At 52.0% G+C, this 20,001-nt stretch carries 20 protein-coding genes, 1 tRNA gene and 3 pseudogenes; 19 read left to right on the forward strand and 5 right to left on the reverse strand.

Annotated features, from left to right (window positions below; all coding sequences use genetic code 11):
* Nucleotides 1-6: 6 nt before the first annotated feature.
* The 3 genes from GL2_RS17005 to GL2_RS17015 all read right to left on the reverse strand — a co-directional run bounded on the left by GL2_RS17005 (nucleotide 7) and on the right by GL2_RS17015 (nucleotide 1,665).
* Nucleotides 7-456: a phosphate-starvation-inducible PsiE family protein gene (locus GL2_RS17005; protein WP_143731758.1), complete on the reverse strand. Its 450-nt coding sequence runs from the start codon at nucleotides 454-456 to the stop codon at nucleotides 7-9.
* A gap of 211 nt (nucleotides 457-667) precedes the next feature.
* Nucleotides 668-744, reverse strand: a tRNA-Pro gene (locus GL2_RS17010).
* Between the two features lie 72 nt (nucleotides 745-816).
* On the reverse strand, nucleotides 817-1,665 hold the full coding sequence (locus GL2_RS17015) for an acyl-CoA thioesterase II (RefSeq protein ID WP_143731759.1): 849 nt from the start codon (nucleotides 1,663-1,665) through the stop codon (nucleotides 817-819).
* Nucleotides 1,666-2,013: 348 nt separating this feature from the next.
* Here GL2_RS17015 and GL2_RS17020 point away from each other — a divergent pair, with 348 nt between their 5' ends.
* The 3 genes from GL2_RS17020 (at nucleotide 2,014) to GL2_RS17030 (ending at nucleotide 4,275) form a co-directional block, all read left to right on the forward strand.
* Complete coding sequence (locus GL2_RS17020; protein WP_143731760.1) at nucleotides 2,014-2,694, forward strand: hypothetical protein; 681 nt, start codon at nucleotides 2,014-2,016, stop codon at nucleotides 2,692-2,694.
* A gap of 341 nt (nucleotides 2,695-3,035) precedes the next feature.
* Nucleotides 3,036-3,719 carry a TetR/AcrR family transcriptional regulator gene (locus GL2_RS17025; protein ID WP_143731761.1) on the forward strand — a complete coding sequence of 228 codons (684 nt, stop codon included), beginning with the start codon at nucleotides 3,036-3,038 and terminating at the stop codon, nucleotides 3,717-3,719.
* Nucleotides 3,712-4,275 (forward strand): DUF1285 domain-containing protein, encoded by a 564-nt coding sequence (locus tag GL2_RS17030; RefSeq protein WP_143731762.1) that lies wholly within the window; start codon nucleotides 3,712-3,714, stop codon nucleotides 4,273-4,275. Before GL2_RS17025 ends, GL2_RS17030 begins: the two co-directional genes overlap by 8 nt.
* 323 nt (nucleotides 4,276-4,598) lie before the next feature.
* Here the strand turns inward: GL2_RS17030 and GL2_RS17035 are convergent, their stop codons facing one another.
* A complete protein-coding gene (locus tag GL2_RS17035) occupies nucleotides 4,599-6,236 on the reverse strand; it encodes an electron transfer flavoprotein-ubiquinone oxidoreductase (protein WP_143731763.1) in 1,638 nt (545 codons plus the stop codon).
* A 353-nt stretch (nucleotides 6,237-6,589) separates the two neighbouring features.
* Between GL2_RS17035 and GL2_RS17040 the strand changes: the two genes are divergently transcribed.
* Nucleotides 6,590-7,339, forward strand: a complete 750-nt coding sequence (locus tag GL2_RS17040) for an electron transfer flavoprotein subunit beta/FixA family protein (RefSeq protein WP_143731764.1) — start codon at nucleotides 6,590-6,592, stop codon at nucleotides 7,337-7,339.
* A pseudogene (locus GL2_RS22445) lies at nucleotides 7,339-7,788 on the forward strand (electron transfer flavoprotein subunit alpha/FixB family protein); the annotation flags it as partial. The gene GL2_RS17040 and the pseudogene GL2_RS22445, both read left to right, overlap by 1 nt.
* A 139-nt stretch (nucleotides 7,789-7,927) precedes the next feature.
* Here GL2_RS22445 and GL2_RS22450 read toward each other — a convergent pair.
* Nucleotides 7,928-7,978, reverse strand: a pseudogene (locus tag GL2_RS22450) (hypothetical protein); the annotation flags it as partial.
* Between GL2_RS22450 and GL2_RS22455 the strand changes: the two are divergent.
* The 14 genes and pseudogenes from GL2_RS22455 to GL2_RS17110 form a co-directional block, all read left to right on the forward strand.
* Nucleotides 7,966-8,268 (forward strand): annotated as a pseudogene (locus tag GL2_RS22455) (FAD-binding protein); the annotation flags it as partial. The pseudogenes GL2_RS22450 and GL2_RS22455 overlap by 13 nt on opposite strands.
* 210 nt (nucleotides 8,269-8,478) lie before the next feature.
* On the forward strand, nucleotides 8,479-9,168 hold the full coding sequence (locus GL2_RS17050; protein ID WP_143731766.1) for a type II secretion system protein N: 690 nt from the start codon (nucleotides 8,479-8,481) through the stop codon (nucleotides 9,166-9,168).
* Nucleotides 9,169-9,226: 58 nt separating this feature from the next.
* Nucleotides 9,227-11,254, forward strand: coding sequence for a type II secretion system secretin GspD (gene gspD / locus GL2_RS17055; RefSeq protein WP_143731767.1), 2,028 nt, complete (start codon nucleotides 9,227-9,229; stop codon nucleotides 11,252-11,254).
* Nucleotides 11,251-12,747, forward strand: a complete 1,497-nt coding sequence (gene gspE / locus GL2_RS17060; RefSeq protein WP_143731768.1) for a type II secretion system ATPase GspE — start codon at nucleotides 11,251-11,253, stop codon at nucleotides 12,745-12,747. Before gspD ends, gspE begins: the two co-directional genes overlap by 4 nt.
* 2 nt (nucleotides 12,748-12,749) lie before the next feature.
* A complete protein-coding gene (gene gspF / locus GL2_RS17065) occupies nucleotides 12,750-13,967 on the forward strand; it encodes a type II secretion system inner membrane protein GspF (RefSeq protein WP_143731769.1) in 1,218 nt (405 codons plus the stop codon).
* A gap of 119 nt (nucleotides 13,968-14,086) precedes the next feature.
* A complete protein-coding gene (gspG, locus tag GL2_RS17070; RefSeq protein WP_143731770.1) occupies nucleotides 14,087-14,515 on the forward strand; it encodes a type II secretion system major pseudopilin GspG in 429 nt (142 codons plus the stop codon).
* Nucleotides 14,516-14,536: 21 nt separating this feature from the next.
* Nucleotides 14,537-15,133, forward strand: a complete 597-nt coding sequence (gene gspH, locus GL2_RS17075) for a type II secretion system minor pseudopilin GspH (RefSeq protein WP_143731771.1) — start codon at nucleotides 14,537-14,539, stop codon at nucleotides 15,131-15,133.
* A complete protein-coding gene (gene gspI, locus GL2_RS17080; RefSeq protein ID WP_143731772.1) occupies nucleotides 15,123-15,506 on the forward strand; it encodes a type II secretion system minor pseudopilin GspI in 384 nt (127 codons plus the stop codon). Before gspH ends, gspI begins: the two co-directional genes overlap by 11 nt.
* Nucleotides 15,507-15,511: 5 nt before the next feature.
* Nucleotides 15,512-16,207: a type II secretion system minor pseudopilin GspJ gene (gene gspJ, locus GL2_RS17085; RefSeq protein WP_143731774.1), complete on the forward strand. Its 696-nt coding sequence runs from the start codon at nucleotides 15,512-15,514 to the stop codon at nucleotides 16,205-16,207.
* Nucleotides 16,208-16,240: 33 nt separating this feature from the next.
* Nucleotides 16,241-17,266, forward strand: a complete 1,026-nt coding sequence (gspK, locus tag GL2_RS17090; protein ID WP_232053664.1) for a type II secretion system minor pseudopilin GspK — start codon at nucleotides 16,241-16,243, stop codon at nucleotides 17,264-17,266.
* A gap of 26 nt (nucleotides 17,267-17,292) precedes the next feature.
* Nucleotides 17,293-18,627 (forward strand): type II secretion system protein GspL, encoded by a 1,335-nt coding sequence (gene gspL, locus GL2_RS17095; RefSeq protein ID WP_143731776.1) that lies wholly within the window; start codon nucleotides 17,293-17,295, stop codon nucleotides 18,625-18,627.
* 45 nt (nucleotides 18,628-18,672) lie between these two features.
* Nucleotides 18,673-19,158 (forward strand): type II secretion system protein GspM, encoded by a 486-nt coding sequence (gspM, locus tag GL2_RS17100; protein WP_143731778.1) that lies wholly within the window; start codon nucleotides 18,673-18,675, stop codon nucleotides 19,156-19,158.
* Between the two features lie 219 nt (nucleotides 19,159-19,377).
* Nucleotides 19,378-19,650: a hypothetical protein gene (locus GL2_RS17105; protein WP_020412888.1), complete on the forward strand. Its 273-nt coding sequence runs from the start codon at nucleotides 19,378-19,380 to the stop codon at nucleotides 19,648-19,650.
* A 108-nt stretch (nucleotides 19,651-19,758) separates the two neighbouring features.
* Nucleotides 19,759-19,962 carry a DUF2788 domain-containing protein gene (locus GL2_RS17110; protein WP_020412887.1) on the forward strand — a complete coding sequence of 68 codons (204 nt, stop codon included), beginning with the start codon at nucleotides 19,759-19,761 and terminating at the stop codon, nucleotides 19,960-19,962.
* The last annotated feature ends 39 nt before the right edge of the window (nucleotides 19,963-20,001 follow it).

Genomic DNA, 20,001 nt, shown 5'->3' on the forward strand with positions numbered 1-20,001 from the left:
TTCCTTTTAGTCAGCATGCTTGCTTTTCTCTTGCACAAGCCAATATGAGACACCCAGAGCAATGGTGACCAAAGCAATGCCGATGATGTGTTCAGAGCTCACCAGGCCTAGGTCCAGAACAATAACTTTACGAGCCACAGCCATTAGTGCGGTTGCCAGTACCAGCTGTACGGGTATGACATTGGTGCCCAAGTACAGGCGAATATTGGTAAAAATCTCAATCGCGATCAGAACGGCGAGAAATGCACCGAAGGTCTCCAGAATATCTTTCATGTCCAATAGCATGAAAGGAGGTGACTTCAGCTTTTCATAGAGGACATAGATAACATCGGCAATTGTCCAGAAAATCACAAGCACCATTAAGATCGCGAGAAACCTGACCGCCGCCTTGATCGCCCGATGCAACTGATTAATCAGGGGGTCCTCATGCTCCTCATGGATTTCTTCGTATTTCATGAGCCTGTTTCTTCCATTGATGGCCATGCGCGGCTTCAGCTTGAATATATGCCATAACCACCAAGCCGGCTATGTGTATGAATCAGCTTGAGCAAAGAGATGGAAGAGGGTTGGCGTGGAAGGGGTGCTTTGCGCGAATTAGCCCATATACAAGGGCATAGGATGCGATCGAGGCACAAAAAAAACCCGCTTTTAGCGGGTTTTTAGAATCTGGTCGGTGAGAGAGGATTCGAACCTCCGACCCCTTCGTCCCGAACGAAGTGCGCTACCAGGCTGCGCTACTCACCGACTTATCAGTTTCGCTTCATCAGCGAATTGGGCGGCATTATATCAACCATTTATTCGCTGTAAACTATTGATTTAACTTTTAATTTGTCGAATTAAACCCTCTTGGGCGGTGGAGGCTACCAGCAGGCCATCGCGAGTGAAAATCTGGCCGCGGGCGAAGCCTCTGGCTCCTGTGGCGGAGGGGCTATCGGTAACATAGAGGAGCCACTGATCCAGTCGGAAGTCCCTGTGGAACCACATAGCGTGATCCACGCTGGCTGGCATTAAGTGAGGATCGAATAGTGAGATATCGTGAGGTTGAAGGGAAGTACCCAACAGGCCCATATCTGAGGCATAGCAGAGTGCTGCACGGTGTTCCATAGGATCATCGGACATCTCGCTTTCGGCACGTAGCCAGAACATACATTTAGCTTCGCTCAGCTCGGCACCAAAATAGCTCTTTGGATCTACTGGGCGGAAGTCGATCATGTAGCGTCTCTGATCGTACTGCGGGCTCACAAGGCCGGCTTCGAGCGCCAGTTGCTGGGTATTCTTCAGGCTTTCTGGTGCTGGAATTTCCTCGCAGGGCATCTCTACCTGATGGTCGAAACCTTCTTCCCTGATTTGGAAGGAGGCAGACATATTGAAGATTGCGCGGCCGCGTTGCTTTGCGACAACGCGACGAGTAGTAAAGCTGCCGCCATCACGAATGGGGTCTACTTCATAGATTACTGGAAGTTCACTGGAGCCGGGGCGCAAAAAATAGGCATGCAGGGAGTGGGGCAGGCGATCTTCAACTGTGCGTGTGGCAGCCATTAAAGCTTGCCCTAATACCTGCCCCCCAAAAAGGACTTTTCGATAATTTTCGACGTGATGACGGCTGCGAAAGAGGTTGCGATCCAGCTCTTCTACGTCGAGTAGTTTACTCAGCTTTTCCAACATGGACGACTCTACCTGTTACCTATTAGTGATAGTCGGAATTATCTGGCCAGGTACCGTATAGCTGGCCGGGGTGCGATGATAGCAGTCTAAGGCGCTATCTCCATTCACATTTTGAACGTGTAGGCAGATTTGGTCATCTCAGTTCCAGATATCTGCCTTGTGTGGTCGGATCGTATATCCCAGTCAATCTGGAAAAATATGCCCTTGATTTTTTCAAAATGTCGATTGCGTGCCTGTTTGTATGCTATAACGCGCCAAAAATTTCCAAGGGTATAAATTACTGAAGCTGCATCCTTGGTCAATAAATATCAAATAAACACTCAATAACGGGAACAGGAAAGTTGTCAGATGCCGAATCACGATATTGATATTCGTCCCCCGCAAAATTTTGGCAAAGTGGTGAGTAGGCACCGCAATGCGAAGGCGGTGGCAGGGGCAGTTGGGTCTGCTGCCTATTATGGTACCTGGGGTGCCCAAACCGCTACCGGAGCAACCCTGACGGGCCTGGCGACCGGGGCCGCTGTAGCTACATCTGCAACAGGCATTGGCTTAATCGTTGCCGGAACGGCTCTTTCCGTTGGTTACGCCGGGCTGGCTGCCCGGTCTGCATACAAGACGCATAATCATCTCAATGGCCTGAGAAAGATCTTTCAGGAGCGGAAGTCCTTTGAATGTACCTGCAAAGGCTCCGTGGCACATGATTATATTTCTGGGCAGGTGCTTCCATATATCATTGAGCAGAAGACGAAGAAGCTGCATCGCAAGATGGTTGAAGCTACCCCTGGCGTCTCTACTTTCGAATATAGTCGTAAAGCGATAAAGAACCTGTACAAGCGTGCTCAGGGAACACTCGGCAAGAAGCGCACCTTCGCCGCTGAGTGGTTGGCTCAACACCTGATTTCTCACGATTGTGAGCTGGCAAATGCTATGGTGGCCGAGCTGTATAGCGAAGAGGAGATGTTGTGGATTCGTACCCAGGACAATGATGTAGTGGCCCCTCTGCTTGAACTCAAAATGAAATCAGTTTGAAGCTAGCGGTGCGTTTCGCTTTTTCATTCATATTGCTCACCCCGATGTTGGGTGATGGGTTACCCGCCACCTCGAAAGGTGCTCTGCCGTTTTCTCCCAATAGCTCCCTTTCGTAGGGTTCTTAGTCGCTGTCTACTGGCGTCAATTTTTAGGTTGACGCTCCCCTCTACCTGCCCTGCGTCACGCCTGTAGCACAAAAAATAAGCAAAATAGACTAAAATTTTCAACATTCGGGTGTCTATTTTCTCGATTCACTTTTCCAACCGAGTTGAATTGCCTATCATTCATGAATGAATAGTCAATTTCAGTCCCCATTATTACGGGCAGAGAAGGTCGGAAGTATGGATAAGGCAAAAGAGAAGGTTCAGAGGTTTCGCGCACGAGAGCAGCGCATCCTGGATGCGGCTCTGGAGCTTCTGCTGGAGCACGGTGAAGAAAAAGTCACAGTCGAGCAGATCGCCGAGCGAGTAGATATTGGTAAGGGTACTATCTACAAGCACTTCATTTCTAAGACAGAGATCTACATGCGTCTGCTGATGGATTACGAAAGATCCCTCGCTGAACGCCTTAAGGTAGCTGTTGAGAATGCTGAAGAAAAAGGTGACATCACAGCCCCTGCACGTGCCTATTTTGAATCCCGTATGGCTGACCCGGGCAAGGACAGGCTCTTCCAGCGTCTGGAAGAGAAGATAATCACCTTGAACCTGGCCCCGGAAATGATTTCTGAGCTGCATGCCATCCGTAACTCTAATGCATCCGCCCTGAACCGGGTGTTTGAGCGCAGAATGGAGCAGGGCATGCTGAAGAAGGTGCCGGCTTACTATTACTACTCAACTTACTGGGCCCTGGTTCAAGGTGCGGTAGAGCTTTACCATTCCAAGTCATTTTCAGATGTGATTGAGGATCGAGAGGGCTTGATGGAGTTCATTATGGATGTGGGCGTCCATATCGGTGATATCTCTTCCCGCAAGCCACCGGAAAGCAGTCAAACCACTGGTCACCCCGCGGGGCCCTCCTTTGGCTGAGCCACTTTTTCAGCAGCTGCAAAAATTGCAGAGGGAGTTTCACGGATACCCGCCGGTTGAGAAGTGGAACCCCGACTTCTGTGGTGACATGGACATGGTGATCAAGCTCGATGGCCGCTGGATCCATGAAGGTACAGAGATAAAGCGTCATACGCTGGTTAAGTTGTTTGCCAGCATCCTCAAGCGGGAGGGTGATGAGTACTTTCTGGTAACGCCGGTGGAGAAGCTGCGTATACAAGTGGAAGATGTGCCTTTCGTCGCAACACAGGTAGCGCGCAACCCTAATAGTGATTTCCAGACATTACTCTTCACCACCAATGTGGGTGATGTGATCGCGCTGGATGAGGATTGTAATTGGTGCCTGAAAGAATTTGGTTCTCCCTCACAACCTGTCCCTTACCTGGAGGTTCGTGGTGGCCTTCAGGCGCGGATTTCACGTGATGTGTACTATCAGTTGATTGATTGGGCTGAAGACGCAAAAGGGGGTACCAGTACTGAGGGGAAGCTTTTTGTTCGTAGTGCTGGCAAGGAATTCCTCCTCGGCTCTTATAACTGACACCTTTTGTAGCCCTATTTAGAGTTAGTATTTCGCTGGCTCTAAATCCCTTTCCTGGTCTTTTATTTCATCGTCTTATTTGCAGGTATTATCCCTCTCCACCCTTTTTTTGAATTTCTTTGAATATTATTGGTGGCATTGGTGGCATTGGTGGCATTGGTGGCATTGGTGGCGCCTAACTGGTACCTGCTGGTTAAGTATCCATATTTTGTTCGTTTCCTCGTATCCAGGTCGTTTCGACACGTAGAATCAAACAGAAATTTTGATCATCTAAGCGGTACATATAAAAATGGCGCCTTAAGGCGCCATAAAAGTAAACATGCTTACATGTTCGGGTAGTTGGGGCCGCCGCCGCCTTCCGGGGTAATCCATACAATATTCTGCGTTGGGTCCTTGATATCGCACGTCTTACAGTGCACACAGTTCTGTGCATTAATCTGGAAGCGCTTGCCGTTGGCATCTTCAACGACTTCATATACACCGGCCGGGCAGTAGCGCTGGGCGGGTTCGTCGTAGATTGGCAAATTGTGATTGAGTGGAATCTCAGGGTCTTTCAGTGTCAGGTGACAGGGCTGGTCTTCCTCATGGTTGGTGTTGGAAATAAACACGGAGGATAGTTTGTCAAAGCTGAGTACGCCGTCGGGCTTGGGGTAATCAATCTTTGCGCAGTCTGCCGCTGGCTTGAGTTGGGCGTGGTCTGCCTTAGTGTCGCGCAGGGTCCAGGGCAGCTTGCCTTTAAACAGGTTGATATCCACAAAGGCATAAGCGGAGCCAAAGATGTTGCCCCATTTGTGCTGGGCAGGACCAAAGTTACGCTGCATGTGCAATTCTTTCCAGGCCCAGCTATCACGGTACTTGGTGGCGTAATCGGTCAGTTCTTCACTATTGCGATCAGCGCCAAGGGCTTCCACCACGGATTCCGCGGCAATCATGCCGGACTTCATCGCAGTATGATTACCCTTGATCTTGGCGAAGTTCAGGGTGCCGGCATTATCACCGATCAGCAGGCCGCCGGGGAAAGTCATTTTAGGTTGCGACTGCAGGCCGCCTTTAACAATAGCGCGAGCACCGTAAGCCACACGCTCACCGCCTTCCAGGTACTGCTTGATTACCGGGTGGTGCTTGTAGCGCTGGAATTCGTCGAACGGGCTTACATGTGGGTTGTTGTAAGCGAGGTCGGTAATCAGACCAACAACGACCTGGTTGTCTTCCAGGTGGTACAGGAACCCTCCGCCGTGAGTGCCGCTCTCTTCCAGGGGCCAGCCAGCGGTGTGCACCACCAGGCCTTGCTGGTGCTTTTCCGCAGGAACCTTCCAGATTTCCTTTACGCCAATACCGTAGTGTTGTGGATCGGCGTCCGCATCCAGTTTGAAGCGCTCGATCAGTTGCTTGCCTAAATGGCCGCGGCAACCTTCCGCGAATAAGGTGTATTTGGCATGCAGTTCCATGCCGGGCATATAGGAATCCTTCTGCTCTCCATTCAGGCCTATGCCCATATCGCCAGTGGCGATACCTTTTACCGAGCCGTCTTCGTTGTAGAGCACTTCAGCTGCGGCAAAGCCGGGGAAGATTTCCACCCCCAGGTTTTCCGCCTGCTCAGCCAGCCAGCGGCACAGGTTGCCGAGGCTGATAATGTAGTTGCCCTCATTGTGCATGGTGCTGGGCACAAACATGTTGGGTACTTTTATGGAGTTTTCATCGCTGCGTAGGACGTAAATGTCATCGCCCTTTACTGCAGTTTTCAGTGGGGCGCCGCGCTCTTTCCAGTCGGGAAACAGCTCGTTCAGGGCGGTAGGCTCAAAGACAGCGCCTGACAGAATGTGGGCACCGACTTCGGAACCCTTCTCCACGACACATACTGAGATGTCCTCATTGAGCTGGCGAATACGGCAGGCCGCTGCCAGTCCGGCCGGACCTGCACCCACGATCACTACATCGTATTCCATTGATTCGCGTTCCACGGCACTCTCCTCAGCAGTTGTATTCAACTTTTTTCGGCCATTCCGGCCTTATCATTTATATAGGTGGCTGATTATATAGGCGTTTAATCAACCCTACCAATTGCACGACTATTCATTTGCTATGGCAAATACGCTGTATTTCAACGGCTTAGCAGGAATGGATAGATCAACTCTATGGCTGGAAATAGATTTTATGAATGGCAGCCGTCACTTCTATTTGACTATTGATTTTGCCGTATAGAACCGCCACCATACACGCCGTTCAAACACTTGTTTGACCAGAACACCGTATCCGTTCGCGATGTGAATCGTCAGTCGCGGCTGTTAAAAAGCATATTTGAGACGGGATTTCCATGAAAGTTCTTGTAGCTGTGAAACGCGTTGTTGACTACAACGTCAAGGTCCGCCCCAAGGCGGATGGCACTGACGTTGATACAGCCAACGTCAAAATGTCTATCAACCCCTTCTGCGAAATCGCAGTTGAAGAGGCGGTGCGCTTGAAGGAAAAAGGCGTTGTCAGCGAGATAGTCGCCGTTTCCATGGGCTCCAAGCAATGCCAAGAGCAGATCCGTACCGCATTAGCCCTGGGCGCTGATCGTGGCATCCTGGTTGAGACCGATGCCGAATTGCAGCCTTTGGCTGTGGCCAAGTGCCTGAAAGCGATTGTTGACAAGGAAGAGCCACAAATGGTGATCCTGGGTAAACAGTCTATCGATGGAGACAACAACCAGACTGGTCAGATGCTTGGAGCACTGACTGGAATGGGGCAGGGCACCTTTGCTTCTGAAGTAGCTGTAGATGGCGATGCCGTTAAAGTTACCCGTGAAATTGATGGTGGCCTGCAGACTGTTGAGCTGAAACTGCCAGCTATTGTTACCACTGATCTGCGCTTGAACGAGCCGCGCTACGCTTCCCTGCCCAATATCATGAAGGCCAAGAAGAAGCCTCTCGATACCACCAGCCCGGATGAACTGGGTGTAGATATCACTCCTCGCACAAAAACCCTGAAGGTTGAGCCGCCGGCTGAACGTCAGGCAGGCGTTAAAGTAGCCGACGTTGCGGAACTGGTAGAGAAACTGAAAAACGAGGCGAAGGTAATCTGATGAGCATCCTGGTTATTGCTGAACACGACAACGCCGAACTGAAGGGCGCTACGCTCAATACAATCGCTGCAGCCAAAGCTGTTGGTGGTGATATCGCTGTGCTGGTTGCCGGCGCTGGCTGTGCTGCTGTTGCAGAAGCTGCGGCCAAAGTAGATGGCGTGAGTAAAGTACTGCTGGCTGACAATGCGGCCTATGAGCACCAGCTGGCTGAAAACGTTGCCAAGCTGGTTGCCGACCTGGGCAAGGATTACAGCCACATTCTGGCCCCCGCCACTACCACCGGCAAGAACATGCTGCCTCGCGCAGCTGCATTACTGGATGTTCAGCCAATCTCTGACATCGTCTCGGTGGAGAGCGCTGATACGTTCAAGCGCCCGATCTATGCCGGTAACGTTATTGCCACTGTTCAAAGCTCTGACGCCGTAAAGGTGATCTCTGTGCGCACTACCGGTTTTGATGCGGTTGCTGCCGAGGGTGGAAGTGCGGCTGTTGAGTCAGTTGGTATTGCCGATGACGCTGCTGTCTCCTCTTTTGTCGGCGAAGAGCTCGCTAAATCCGATCGTCCGGAACTAACCGCGGCTAGCGTGGTCATCTCTGGTGGGCGTGGAATGCAAAATGGTGACAACTTCGAGATGCTGTACAAGCTTGCTGACAAGCTTGGAGCTGCGGTTGGCGCTTCCCGCGCTGCAGTTGATGCCGGCTTTGTCCCCAACGATATGCAGGTTGGTCAGACCGGTAAAATTGTCGCTCCCGATTTGTACATAGCTGTAGGTATTTCCGGTGCCATCCAGCACCTGGCGGGTATGAAGGATTCCAAGGTCATTGTCGCTATCAACAAGGATGAAGAGGCTCCAATCTTCTCCGTTGCTGACTACGGCCTGGTTGCAGATTTGTTTGAAGCTGTTCCCGAGCTTGAAGCAAAGCTGTAAACCTGAATTACTATACTGACCAGTATTGGAAAGGCGGCGGATAGCCGCCTTTCTTGTTTAACGGCGGAACTAGTGTGCAATTTCGGGGACGAAAAGAAGGTTTGCAGCGTTTAACTGGGCAGGAGCGTTGCCTTTCAGAGGCTGAGGCAACAAAATAGGCGTCAAAAACCAATAACCTCAGAAAAGTTAAACTTGTAACTGGGTATGTCCATGTCCCCATTCAAACGAGCCATTGGCTCAGTTGGCAACAGTTTTGGCCAGGGTGAGTCGCGCAAGGCGATTTCCCGCGGCACCATGGCGGCATCCGCCGTGGGCCTGCTTTGGGTTTCCGGCAATCTGTTCGCCTATGGCTCTTTGCTGATCCCTGCCGAGCCAGAAGAATCCCTGTTGGCTGAGCGCAAAGACTCCAGAACGGGTGCGCCCCAGGCAGCCTCAATACCGAATACTCCTTTCTTTGGCTTTGCCGATGCCAAGGAAAAAAAAGAAATCCCCGATGTCGATCTCTCCAATCTCCCTATTACCCAATTGAATATTGTTTTGTCTGGCGTGCTAGACAACAGTGACAAGAACAAAGCCAGCGCACTAGTGGCCGAAAAGGGAAAACCTGCGAAGCGTTTATTTGTAGGAGATTCTCTACCGGGTGGCGCAGAACTTTATTCTGTTGAGGTAGACCATGTAGTTCTTCGTCGTAATGGCAGGATGGAAAAACTGACCTATCCGGAAGTGGATGGTCGCCCGAATGTTCCGCTTAAAAATTACTCCAGTCTTGCTCGTAAGAGTAGTCGCAGCAGTAGCAGGGATACTGCCAAGAGTGGAGAGAATCAGCAGAGCATCCGGGAACGGATGGAAAAGCTGCGTGAACTGGCTCGCGAACGCCGAGCTCAGCGCCAGCCCCAATAAAAACTGTCTACCTAGATTGTTTTGAGTTTTTTGAACATTTACTAGAGCCAGATAAATAATGATGAAGATGTTTTATCGACGGCTGATTGCGGTCGGATTTGGGTTTTTTGTGTCTACTGCAACGCTGGCTCAAGGCCCGGAGAGAGTTACCCTATCTCTTGATAATGCGGATGTTCGTGACCTGATTAACTGGGCTGCGGATTTCACCGGAAAAAATATTATCGTTCACCCCAACGTCAAGGGAAAAGTTACCGTAGTTGCCGGTGACCCCATGACTCATGAAGAAGCATTCGATGTTTTTATGTCGGTGCTTCAGGTCAATGGCTTTAGCCTGGTGGAGCAGGGCGGTACCTGGAAAGTGGTGCCTGACGCGCTTGCCAAGCAACAGGCGATTCCAGTCGCGGATGCAAATACCCGAGCACCGGCGGAGTCCTTGGTGGTTCGCACTGTGCGGGTGGAAAATATTTCCGCATCCCAATTGATTGCCATGCTGCGCCCATTAATTCCGCAGACTGGCCACCTGGCAGCTTACGCCGATACCAATACCCTGATTATCGCGGACCGCGCCGCTAATATTGACCAGATCGTACGCTTGGTGGAGCAGCTGGACCGTGCCGGTGCGATTGATATTGAAGTTGTTCCCTTGATGTTTGCCTCTGCCAAAGAGGTCAAGCAGATTCTCACTGACCTGCTGCAATCGAGCGCTGGTAAAGGTGCCGGTAAGCAAGTGCAACCACTGCGCATTGCTGTAGATGAGCGCTCTAACAGTGTCCTCTTGACCGGCGACCCGGTAACCCGGCAGCAGATCAGAACAGTTATTGGTCGATTGGATCAGCCTCTGGATGGCGATGGCAATACTGCGGTAGTTTATGTGCAGTATTCCAATGCCGCAGACTTGAAGCCGATCCTCGAAGGCATGAGTGGCAGCATTCAGAATACGGAAAAAGACCAACAGGCCGCGAATGTTGAAGTCAGCATTCAGGTCAATGAATCCCTCAATGCGCTGGTTCTGACGGCGCCTCCGGCACTACTGGAAACGATGAAAGGTGTTATCGCGCGCTTGGATGTGCGTCGAGCCCAGGTATTAATTGAGGCGATTATTGTTGAGGTTAATGAAAATACCAATAGTGAGCTGGGTATCAGCTGGATTGCTGGGGCGGATGATAATGTGGTTGCAGGCTGGAATAACCTTCCAGCTGAAGATGCGGACGGAAACATCAACCCCTTCTCACTACCCCTTCAAAGTGTAACTGGAGCGAATGCATTACATTTAGGTTACCTGAGCGGCACCGACCTCCGTGTTGCAGTGAATGCCCTTGCCACTGCAGGTAATACAAATATTCTCTCCACTCCAACAATTATGGCTTTGGACAATGAGGAAGCGGAGATACTTGTTGGTCAAAATGTACCGTTTATCACTGGCGAGCAGCTGTTGTCGGGTAGCAATGATGACCCCTTTACCACCATTCAGCGTGAGGATATTGGTACAACACTTAAGGTGACTCCGAGGGTAAATAATAATAACTCTGTAACCCTGGAAATCGAACAAAAAGTCGAAAACCTTGTTTCAGCGGCGGCTGACGCTGCTGTCGGGGCCTCGGATATTATTACCAGTAAGCGTGAGATTCGCACCAAGGTGCTGATCGATGATGGCGCCATTTTGGTGCTGGGTGGATTGATTGAGGACAACGTTACAGACTCTGTACAGAAAGTACCCCTGCTTGGGGATATCCCTGGTATAGGTCGTCTGTTCAGGAATAATACTAAGAAAGTTACAAAGACCAACCTGATGGTGTTCCTGAAGCCGAAGATCCTCAGCACCCAGGTTGCCGGTTATGAGGAAACCCGTAAGCGCTATATGGATTTGCAGCAGAAGCAGATCTATATCAAGGACCGTACAAGCCTGCTGTGGGATTGGCACCGTGGCGATGCCTTGCCTGACCTGATGCCACCGACAGGTACTTACAATGAAAGCCCGGCCCCGGTAGATGGTTCCATCAATGCCGTAGATAACCTGGAGGAGGCCCTGGAAGGAGTGCCAGGTGAGGTTGAAGTTGAGGTACTGGAGGTCGAAGAATCTAAATGACGGCTGATCTAGGAACAGGAACTCCAATAATTCGCCGCCTTCCATACGCTTTCGCCAAGCGTCACAGAGTTCTGCTGGTGGAGCAGGAAGGCCAGCCGATATGTCAATATGTCGCTCCGCTGAATCCCTCGGCAATTGCCGAGGTACAGCGAATTAACGGCGCAGTGGTACGCCTGAAGGCCGTCGAGGAAGCGGCTTTCCAGCTTGCATTACAGCGGTTGTATGAAAATCGTGAGGGCGGAAACCTTTCGGAAGTTGAAGGGCTTGGTGAGGATTTGGATCTTGCCGCGGTCGCGGATTCACTACCGGAAACTGAAGATCTCTTGGAGCAGGAAGACGACGCGCCCATCGTTAAGTTGATCAATGCAATTTTTGCAGAGTCACTGAAGCAGGGCGCTTCGGATATTCATATTGAGACATTCGAGAAGCGCCTGGTAGTGCGCTTCAGGGTGGATGGAGTTTTGCGTGAAGTGCTGCAACCTCGTCGTGCTCTGGCCCCACTTTTGGTTTCCCGAATCAAAGTAATGGCTAAGCTGGACATTGCGGAAAAGCGCATTCCCCAGGACGGCCGTATCTCACTTTTGATGGCTGGGCGTGAAGTGGATGTGCGTGTTTCCACCATGCCATCCTCAGCCGGAGAGCGGGTGGTGATGCGTCTGCTCGATAAGCAGGCTGGCAATATGGATCTCACCAAACTGGGAATGGCGGGGCGTGACCTCAGTGTAATGACGGATCTGCTCACCCATCCCCACGGCATTATCCTGGTGACCGGGCCCACGGGCTCGGGTAAGACCACAACCCTCTACGCCGGCCTTGGCAGCATCAACAGCCGCGAGAAAAATATTCTCACGGTTGAGGATCCGGTGGAATACAACCTGGAAGGCGTGGGCCAAACCCAGGTTAATACCAAGGCGGATATGACTTTTGCCCGTGGCTTGCGCGCGATACTTCGGCAGGACCCCGATGTGGTAATGGTCGGTGAGATCCGTGACCTTGAGACTATGCAGATCGCTATCCAGGCCAGTTTGACCGGTCACTTGGTACTTTCCACACTGCATACCAATACCGCACTTGGTGCGGTGACCCGCTTGGTGGATATGGGAATTGAACCCTTCCTGTTGTCCTCGAGCGTGATCGGTGTGTTGGCACAGCGTCTGGTACGGGTACTCTGTCCAAAATGCAAGCTGCCGCACGTTGCCGATGAAAGCGAGCGTCAGGCACTCGGTGTTGATCCTAATGCTGAAACGGTAATTTACCGTCCCAACGGCTGCGAAGAATGTAACCACAGTGGTTACGTGGGCCGGATCGGTATCTACGAATTGGTGCCCTTGAATGATGTTATGCGACAGCTGATTCATGATCGTGCCTCTGAGAGCAAGCTGGTGGCTGAAGCGCGCAAGCTGGGACCGAGTATCCGTGATGATGGTATCGTGAAAATTCTGGCGGGCAGGACTTCCCTGGAGGAAGTTATGCGAGTCACCCAGGAGTCCTGATCGTGGCAGCATTTGAATATACAGCCCTGGCAGCATCTGGACGCAAGAGCAAGGGGACCCTTGAGGCTGACAGTGCTCGCTCTGCCCGACAGCAGTTGCGCGCCAAAGGTTTGGTGCCTCTGGATGTAGCCCAGGCCGCTGAACAGTCTGAAAAGAGCGCTGGCGGGATGATGTCCAGTAGTCCCGGCCTGAGTATTAAGAACCTTGCCCTGCTGACACGCCAGATTGCGACCCTGCTGCGTGCCGGTATTCCCCTTGAGGAGACTTTAGGGGCCATAGCCAACCAGACCCGCAACCAGAAGATTCGCCGGGTGGTACTGGCTGTTCGGGGCAAGATTCTGGAGGGGCACAGTTTTGCACTGGCCCTGGGCAGTTTCCCGCGCGCCTTTCCCAAGCTTTATCGCGCTACCGTGGAGGCGGGTGAACATTCTGGCCATCTGGATGGCGTATTGGAGCGCCTGGGTGACTATACAGAGGGACAACAGCAGTTCCGGCAAAAGGTGCAGTTGGCACTGATCTATCCGGTGGTGTTGGTGTTTATTTGTGTCCTGGTAGTGACGGGCCTGATGGTTTACGTAGTGCCCGACGTGATTGAAGTGTTTACCGGCACCGGACAAGAACTCCCGGTGCCAACCAGAATTCTGGTCTCCCTCAGTGATTTTATCTCTGCCTGGGGTTGGTTGGTGCCCCCGGTATTGGTTGCAATCATAGTGGGCATTGTTTTCATGTTAAAACGCCCGGCTGTGCGTTATCGATTCCATCACCGCTTGCTGGATTTACCGGTTATCGGTTGGATGGTGCGCGGCGCCCAGAGTGCACGCTATGTGGGAACCCTGGCGATTCTTACTGGCAGCAGCGTGCCGCTGGTACAGGCTATGGGAATTGCCGGTGGAGTGATGAGTAATGACTTTCTGAAAGACCGGTTGGAAGGCGCACAGAAGTCTGTTCGGGAAGGTGGGAGCTTGCATCGGGCGTTGGAGGATATCGGTTATTTCCCGCCCATGATGGTCTATATGATCGCCAGTGGTGAGTCCTCCGGTACCCTGGATGAAATGCTGCAAAGAGCGGCGGAGTCCCAGGAGCAGGATTTGCAAGGGGCTGTCACTGCTTTTGTGAGCCTGTTCGAACCCCTGATGTTATTGGTGATGGCCGCTATCGTACTATTTATCGTAATGGCTATTATGATGCCGATCATGGGCATGAACGAACTGGCCATGTAAAGCTCAATGGGAGGCTATAGGATGCCTTCCTGGAGCTGAGTCAATATGTTTAGATTGGGGTCACAAAGGGTATTGTGTCCTTTAGGGTTCCCAGCTTTCAGCTGAATTTGGAGAAAAAAATGCAAAACCTGCGAAAAAGTGGCGGCTTCACCTTGATTGAAGTCATGGTGGTTATCGTTATCCTCGGTGTACTCGGCGCCATGGTAGTGCCCAGCGTACTGGGTAAAACCGGCGAAGCCCGTATGAAAGCGGCTCGTGTCGATCTGCGCGCTATTGAGACGGCCCTCGATATGTACCGTATGGATAACTTCGTTTACCCGAGCTCTGATCAGGGCCTGGAGGCACTGGTTGCACGCCCCTCCGGGTTCCCGGAAGCCAAGAACTGGACCGAGCCTTACCTGAAGAAAGCACCGAAGGATCCCTGGGGCAACGCATACCAGTACATCAGCCCCGGTAGCTCCGGCCCCTTCGATCTTTTTTCTCTGGGTGCCGATGGCAAGCCTGGTGGAGAGGGCGAATATGCCGATATTTTTCATGCTGACCTGTAATTCCGGTACCAGCTATACCTGATGTACAGGCGACCAACTCAACAAAGACTCGCGCATAACCGCGGTTTTACCCTGGTGGAAATTCTGGTGGTAATTGTGATTATCGCCACTCTTGCCGGGATGGCGGTTATGTCTTTGGGTAGTTCAAGTGCGCGTGTCTGGGAAGGTGAGGTCCGGCGTCTCTCGGCCCTGTTGCAGTTGGTCTCTGATCGCGCCCTGATTGATAAGAGCCACTACGGCGTGGTGTTGGAACCTGAATCCTACACCGTGGTGCGCTTTGATCCCACGACGATGACCTGGCAGGCTCCAGATGCTGCAATGGCAGGGAATCGCAGCCAGCGCTTCGCATTTCATGAGCTTCCGCCCAATGTACGCCTCGAACTGATTGCTGGGGCTGAGCTTCCCTCGACAGAGTCCACTGAGTTTGCCGAAGAGGAAAGTGCTGATGCTGATGAGGAGTCCGCCAAGCCGCAGTTTGTTGCACTGTCCAGCGGTGAGATTCTACCAGTGGAGCTGGTGATGTATTTGGTTGAGGATGGTGAATTTGCCCGAGGAGCCACCATATCCTACAACAGCCTCTACGGTTTACAGCTGGAATGGCAGGCCGATGAATTTTAGCCCGAGGCAATTTTCTCGCCAGCGCGGATTTACCCTGGTGGAGGTCCTGGTTGCACTGGTAATCTTTGGGGTCATTGCTGCCAGTGTGCTGCAGGCAATGCAGCGCAGTGTGCGCCAGCAGCGCATTATGGAAGAGCGACTTGCCGCAAACTGGGTGGCTCAACAGGTGCTTTCCCAGGTGCGATTGCAAACGCCCTGGCCACCAGTTGGAGAAAAAAAGGACGAAGTCACCTTTGCTGAGCGGGAGTGGGAGGTTACCGCTCGTGTAGAAGCCACCAATGAGGAGCGCCTTCGTCATATCATTATCGAAGTGGGTTACCCCGATGCCGAAAACCCGACCCTGACACTGGATGCCTGGGCGGCACAGGAGTAATTTCGATGATTACCCGCCAATTAAAAGTTCAGACTGGCTTTACCCTGGTTGAAGTACTGGTTGTCCTGGTATTGGTAGCCATTATCAGCGTCGGCTCCTTTTCCCTTCTGGATATTTTTAGAAGCACCGATCGTGTAGTTGAACAGCGGGCTGAAGAGCTGCGACGTTTCTCCATGGCGCTTTACCGCCTGGAAGATGACCTTCGCCAGTTGACCGCGAGACCGGTAAAAAATGCTTACAGCGGTTATGAACCGGCTCTGCGGGGGGACGAGGATGAGTTCGAATTTACCCGCTTGGGTGCGGCTAACTTGACCGGTGAGCCCAGAGGTGAGCTCCAGCGTCTCGGCTATAGCATTGGCTACCCCGAGACTGATGAGCGAAGCCCCTTTTCGACGGAAGAGGATTCGGGAGCATTGTTACTGCGCAGCCGTTGGAAAGTGTTAGATCGGGGACCGGATTCTGAGCCGGTTGTCGAGCCCCTGATGATGGGGGTTGAGAGCCTGACTCTACGTTATTTCGATCCAGAAAGTGAAGCCTGGGTCGCTCAGTGGCCGCCGGTACCTCCCACCGATTCCAGTCCAGACAGCCGCCTGCCCAAGGCGATCGAATTTGTTTTACTCACCAGGCAGTACGGCGAAATCCGTCGGGTATTTCCCTTTTCCACTGTCGAGTTTGCCCCACAGGAAAGTGAGGACCCCTAATGAATAGAGGCTACTCTGGCGGTGATATTAACGGTGAGCGGAATTAAGTCTGTGAAGATGCTTGGCCGCCAACGGGGTGTTGCTCTCCTCACCGTGTTGTTGGTAATGGTGATTGCCATCGCTTTAGTCTCCCACGCGATTGTTCGGGACCAAATCTCGATCAATCGCAGTGGTGCCTTGCTCGCTAATTCCCAGCTGGCTCAATTTGTTGAGGGGGCTGAGGCGTGGAGTCGTGTGGCCCTGTTAAAGGACTTCGAAGATGATCAGGAAGCTGAGGAGTCTGCGGACCATGCACTGGAGGCCTGGGCTTCACCGGCGCTGCAATTCAATCCCGACAACGGAAAAATCCGTATAAATATTAAAGACTTAACCTCATGTTTTAATGTCAATAATCTTGTCGATAGTAAAAATAATGACCACTATGAGATATTCAGCAGGCTAGTGAGGAATGTCACCGGCAAGTCAGATTTAGCCTTGACCCTTGCCGACTGGATCGATGATAACGATACGCCGCAGGCATCGGCAACTGAGGATGACGGCTACCTGGGTAGGGAGATTTCTCATCGCACTCCGGATATGCCGATCAGTGATGTTTCCGAGCTGTCTTCTGTGCAGGGAATAGAGGCTGAAGACTGGCAAAAACTGGCCCCTTTCCTCTGTGCCTTGCCGGAATCCGGAACCAAGATCAATATCAATTTTGCTTCTCAGGAATTGGTGGAGGCGGTAGATCCATCGGCAAGTATCGCGAAGCTGGAGCAGTTCCGTGAATCTGGCGGTTTCCTGAGTGAATCCGGGGATTACTCGACTTACAAAATTACCAAGACAAATTATTTTGAGTTCCATAGCAAGCACTTTTTGGCGCGTATCGCTGTCCAATTGGGAGATGGTGAAGACCACCGCCAGTATTGGGAGACCTCGCTTTTGCTTGTGGAAAATGGTGATGAAGGGAGCAAGGTTAAAGTAGTACAGCGCCAGCGCCGTACTTTTTCCGGTGCAATGATGCAGGAGCTACTCGACTATGATGGCACCGCAGAAGAAAGTGATGGCAGAAGAAAGTGATGATAGTAGGTGGTCAATAAGATCGTATGTTTAAAAAGAAAAGCCTGAATGAAATCGGCATGCCTGCGGTTCCACCGAAGCCATCGCTGCTATTGCTGAGACTCACTGAGAGTGCGGACAAAAACCTCACACTGCACCAGTGGCAAGGTGGTGCCTGGCAGCGGGCGGCACTGGATGATGAGTTTGTTACGGCTTTTAATCCTGAGTTTGAAGGGACTGATTCAGCCGAGGAAATACCGTCTTTGAGCTTCGACGACAGTGCAAAGGCATTGTTGTTAGTGCCGGGTAACTGGGTATGGAGTGGAGTTGAGTCAATTCCCAAAGCCGCGCGGCGTCAAACTAATGCCATTGGCTATATGGTGGAAGAGCACCTGGCGGAGGATGTTGAAGACCTGCACTTTATTTGTAGCCCCCGGGAAGGGGACCTTTGCAGTGTGTACGCCGTCGCCAGGGATAAAATGGAGGTTTTGCATAATCAGGTTGAGCGATTGAAGTGGCCCCTGGTCGCGGCGGTTGCGGAATACCAGATGCTCGGTATGCTCGAGGGCGATCTTGCTCTCTGGCTGGATGGTGAGCAGGCCCATGTCTGGCAAGAAAGTGGTCAGGGACTTTCCATTCGCCGCGAATACTTGCAGCCGATGCTCAGCTCACTGTTGGGTGAGGACGATTCCGCACAGGAGCCTGAAGAGGATGAGGGTGAATCCGCACAGAAAAGCCTGTTGCTTCTGGGGGCGGGAGAGGATGATGGCCTGATAGTCGGCGAACTGGAAACCCTGTTCGCTGAGCGCTTACAGCGCAACCAGCGGCCCCCGGAAGAGGTTTTCCTGGAACGCTATAAGCCGGGCAAACTCAGCAACCTGTTGAGCGGTGATTACCAGCTCTCAGGCGGGGAAGTTGAGGGTGTCTGGTGGCTGAAGCCGGCAAAAGTTGCCGCATTCTGCTTTGCTGCCCAACTGCTCTTCTTTGTTGGCGCCGGCGCCTATTTCCACTGGCAGGCTGAGCAGGCTGAAGAGCAAGCGCGCACCATGTTCACCGAATTATTCCCCAATACCCGGCCCTCGGCACAAATACGTCGACAGCTTGATGGTTTCCTCAAGAGTGCGGGTAGCCAAGGTGGTGCTTTCACCACACAGATGCAACAACTCAGCAAGGTTTGGACTGAGCAAAGAGGGAAGGAACTCAAGTTGCAGTCCCTGCGTTTTGATGGCCAGCGTGGGGAGATGGTATTGCAGTTAAAGGCCTCTAGCCTGTCTGACCTGGATACTTTTGTCAGTAAGTTATCGGGCAATGGTCTGCGTGCTGACCTGCTTGGAGCCAATGAATTGAAAAAAGGTGTATCGGGGCGGGTTCGGGTGCGCTGATGGCGGCATGCCGAAATACAGAATAAGTTTGGTAGTTATTGAAGCATGAAAGAACAAATTGAACAGTGGAAGCAGAAGTGGCAAACGCTATCTTCCAGTGACCAGCGGGCTCTTACCCTTCTCAGCCTGTTTGCCGGTGGCTTGTTTATAGTCTACGGCCTTTACAGCCCTGCGAAGGGGTTCTTTGAAGAATCCCTTAACCGTGCGGAGGAGGCCCAGGAACTGGTGCAGTGGATGGAGTCCCAGCGCACGGTGCTGGCCCGTATTAAACCGAACAGTGCCGCAGGCAAGGCCTCAGGCACACTATTGCAAAGAGTGACCACTGCGGCAAAGAAAAACCAGATCACCATTAAGCGTTTTGAGCCGGAGGGTGACAACCGCATTCGGCTTTGGATTGAGGAAGTTCGATACCAGGACCTGCAACCCTGGCTAAACCAGCTGATCAAGGAACAAATCGCTGTGCGGACCATTAACCTGGATGCCCTCGCAGAGCAGGGGATGGTTTCAGCTCGTCTCACAATAGAAGGCTAACCCCTCCTCACACCCGTAAAAACCGCCGGTTGCCGCTGGCGGTTTTTACGGGATATCGTTCCCTTCTACCTGACCTTCCAATTGGCCTGATGTGGGCTAATTCCCTACATACTGGCAGAGCATTCGCGGATAATGCCCTTGAGTCCCTTGGCACAGATTTAATCGGAACTGTCGCCAGAAGCCCTATACTGAAATCAGAAAGAGGAAAAGGGTGCCACTATGCTTTTTAAAGACGTAACCACCAAGCATTTGGTTGAGGTGGCCGATGTCGTCACGCTTTCCAATCCCTACGAATTAACGGTGGTTGGCCGCTATCTCTGGGGAGAAGAGATACAGGACCCCGAAGTTTTCGACAAAACGGACCTGTGTTTTCTGTCTGGTGAGCCACTGCCACGCTGTTGGCACGATAGCCGTTATCGAGAGAAGGAGGTGCGTCGCTTGCGCTGCGGTACCCACGCCCAGGAAGATGGGGACTACTATCAGGGGGCGTGAACTTTCAGTCATATATGATGAGCGCGCTGCTCGACTGTATTCCGCCAAGTCTTACCAGTAGCCGATAAGCACTGTACAATGCGCGCCAATTTTTAAGTGAAGTTCCGCATGACTTTTGAGCAGTTTGAAGAGTATTCCCTGTGGTTGGGAATCGGCGCACTTATCATGTTTATGGTGTTTATAGTCTGGAACCTTGCTAAAGATTCCAAGGCGGGAAGGTTCGGAACCTTTATTCTGTTTCTCGCTTTGGGTCTCGGGTTGCTTGGATTCATTATAAAAACAGTTCTGGTTGAAGTGCTTGGGATAGGCTAGGGACTTTTATGTCACTATATACCCAGTTTCCCAGGGAAG

The organism is Microbulbifer sp. GL-2, from assembly GCF_007183175.1.
GTDB lineage: Bacteria > Pseudomonadota > Gammaproteobacteria > Pseudomonadales > Cellvibrionaceae > Microbulbifer.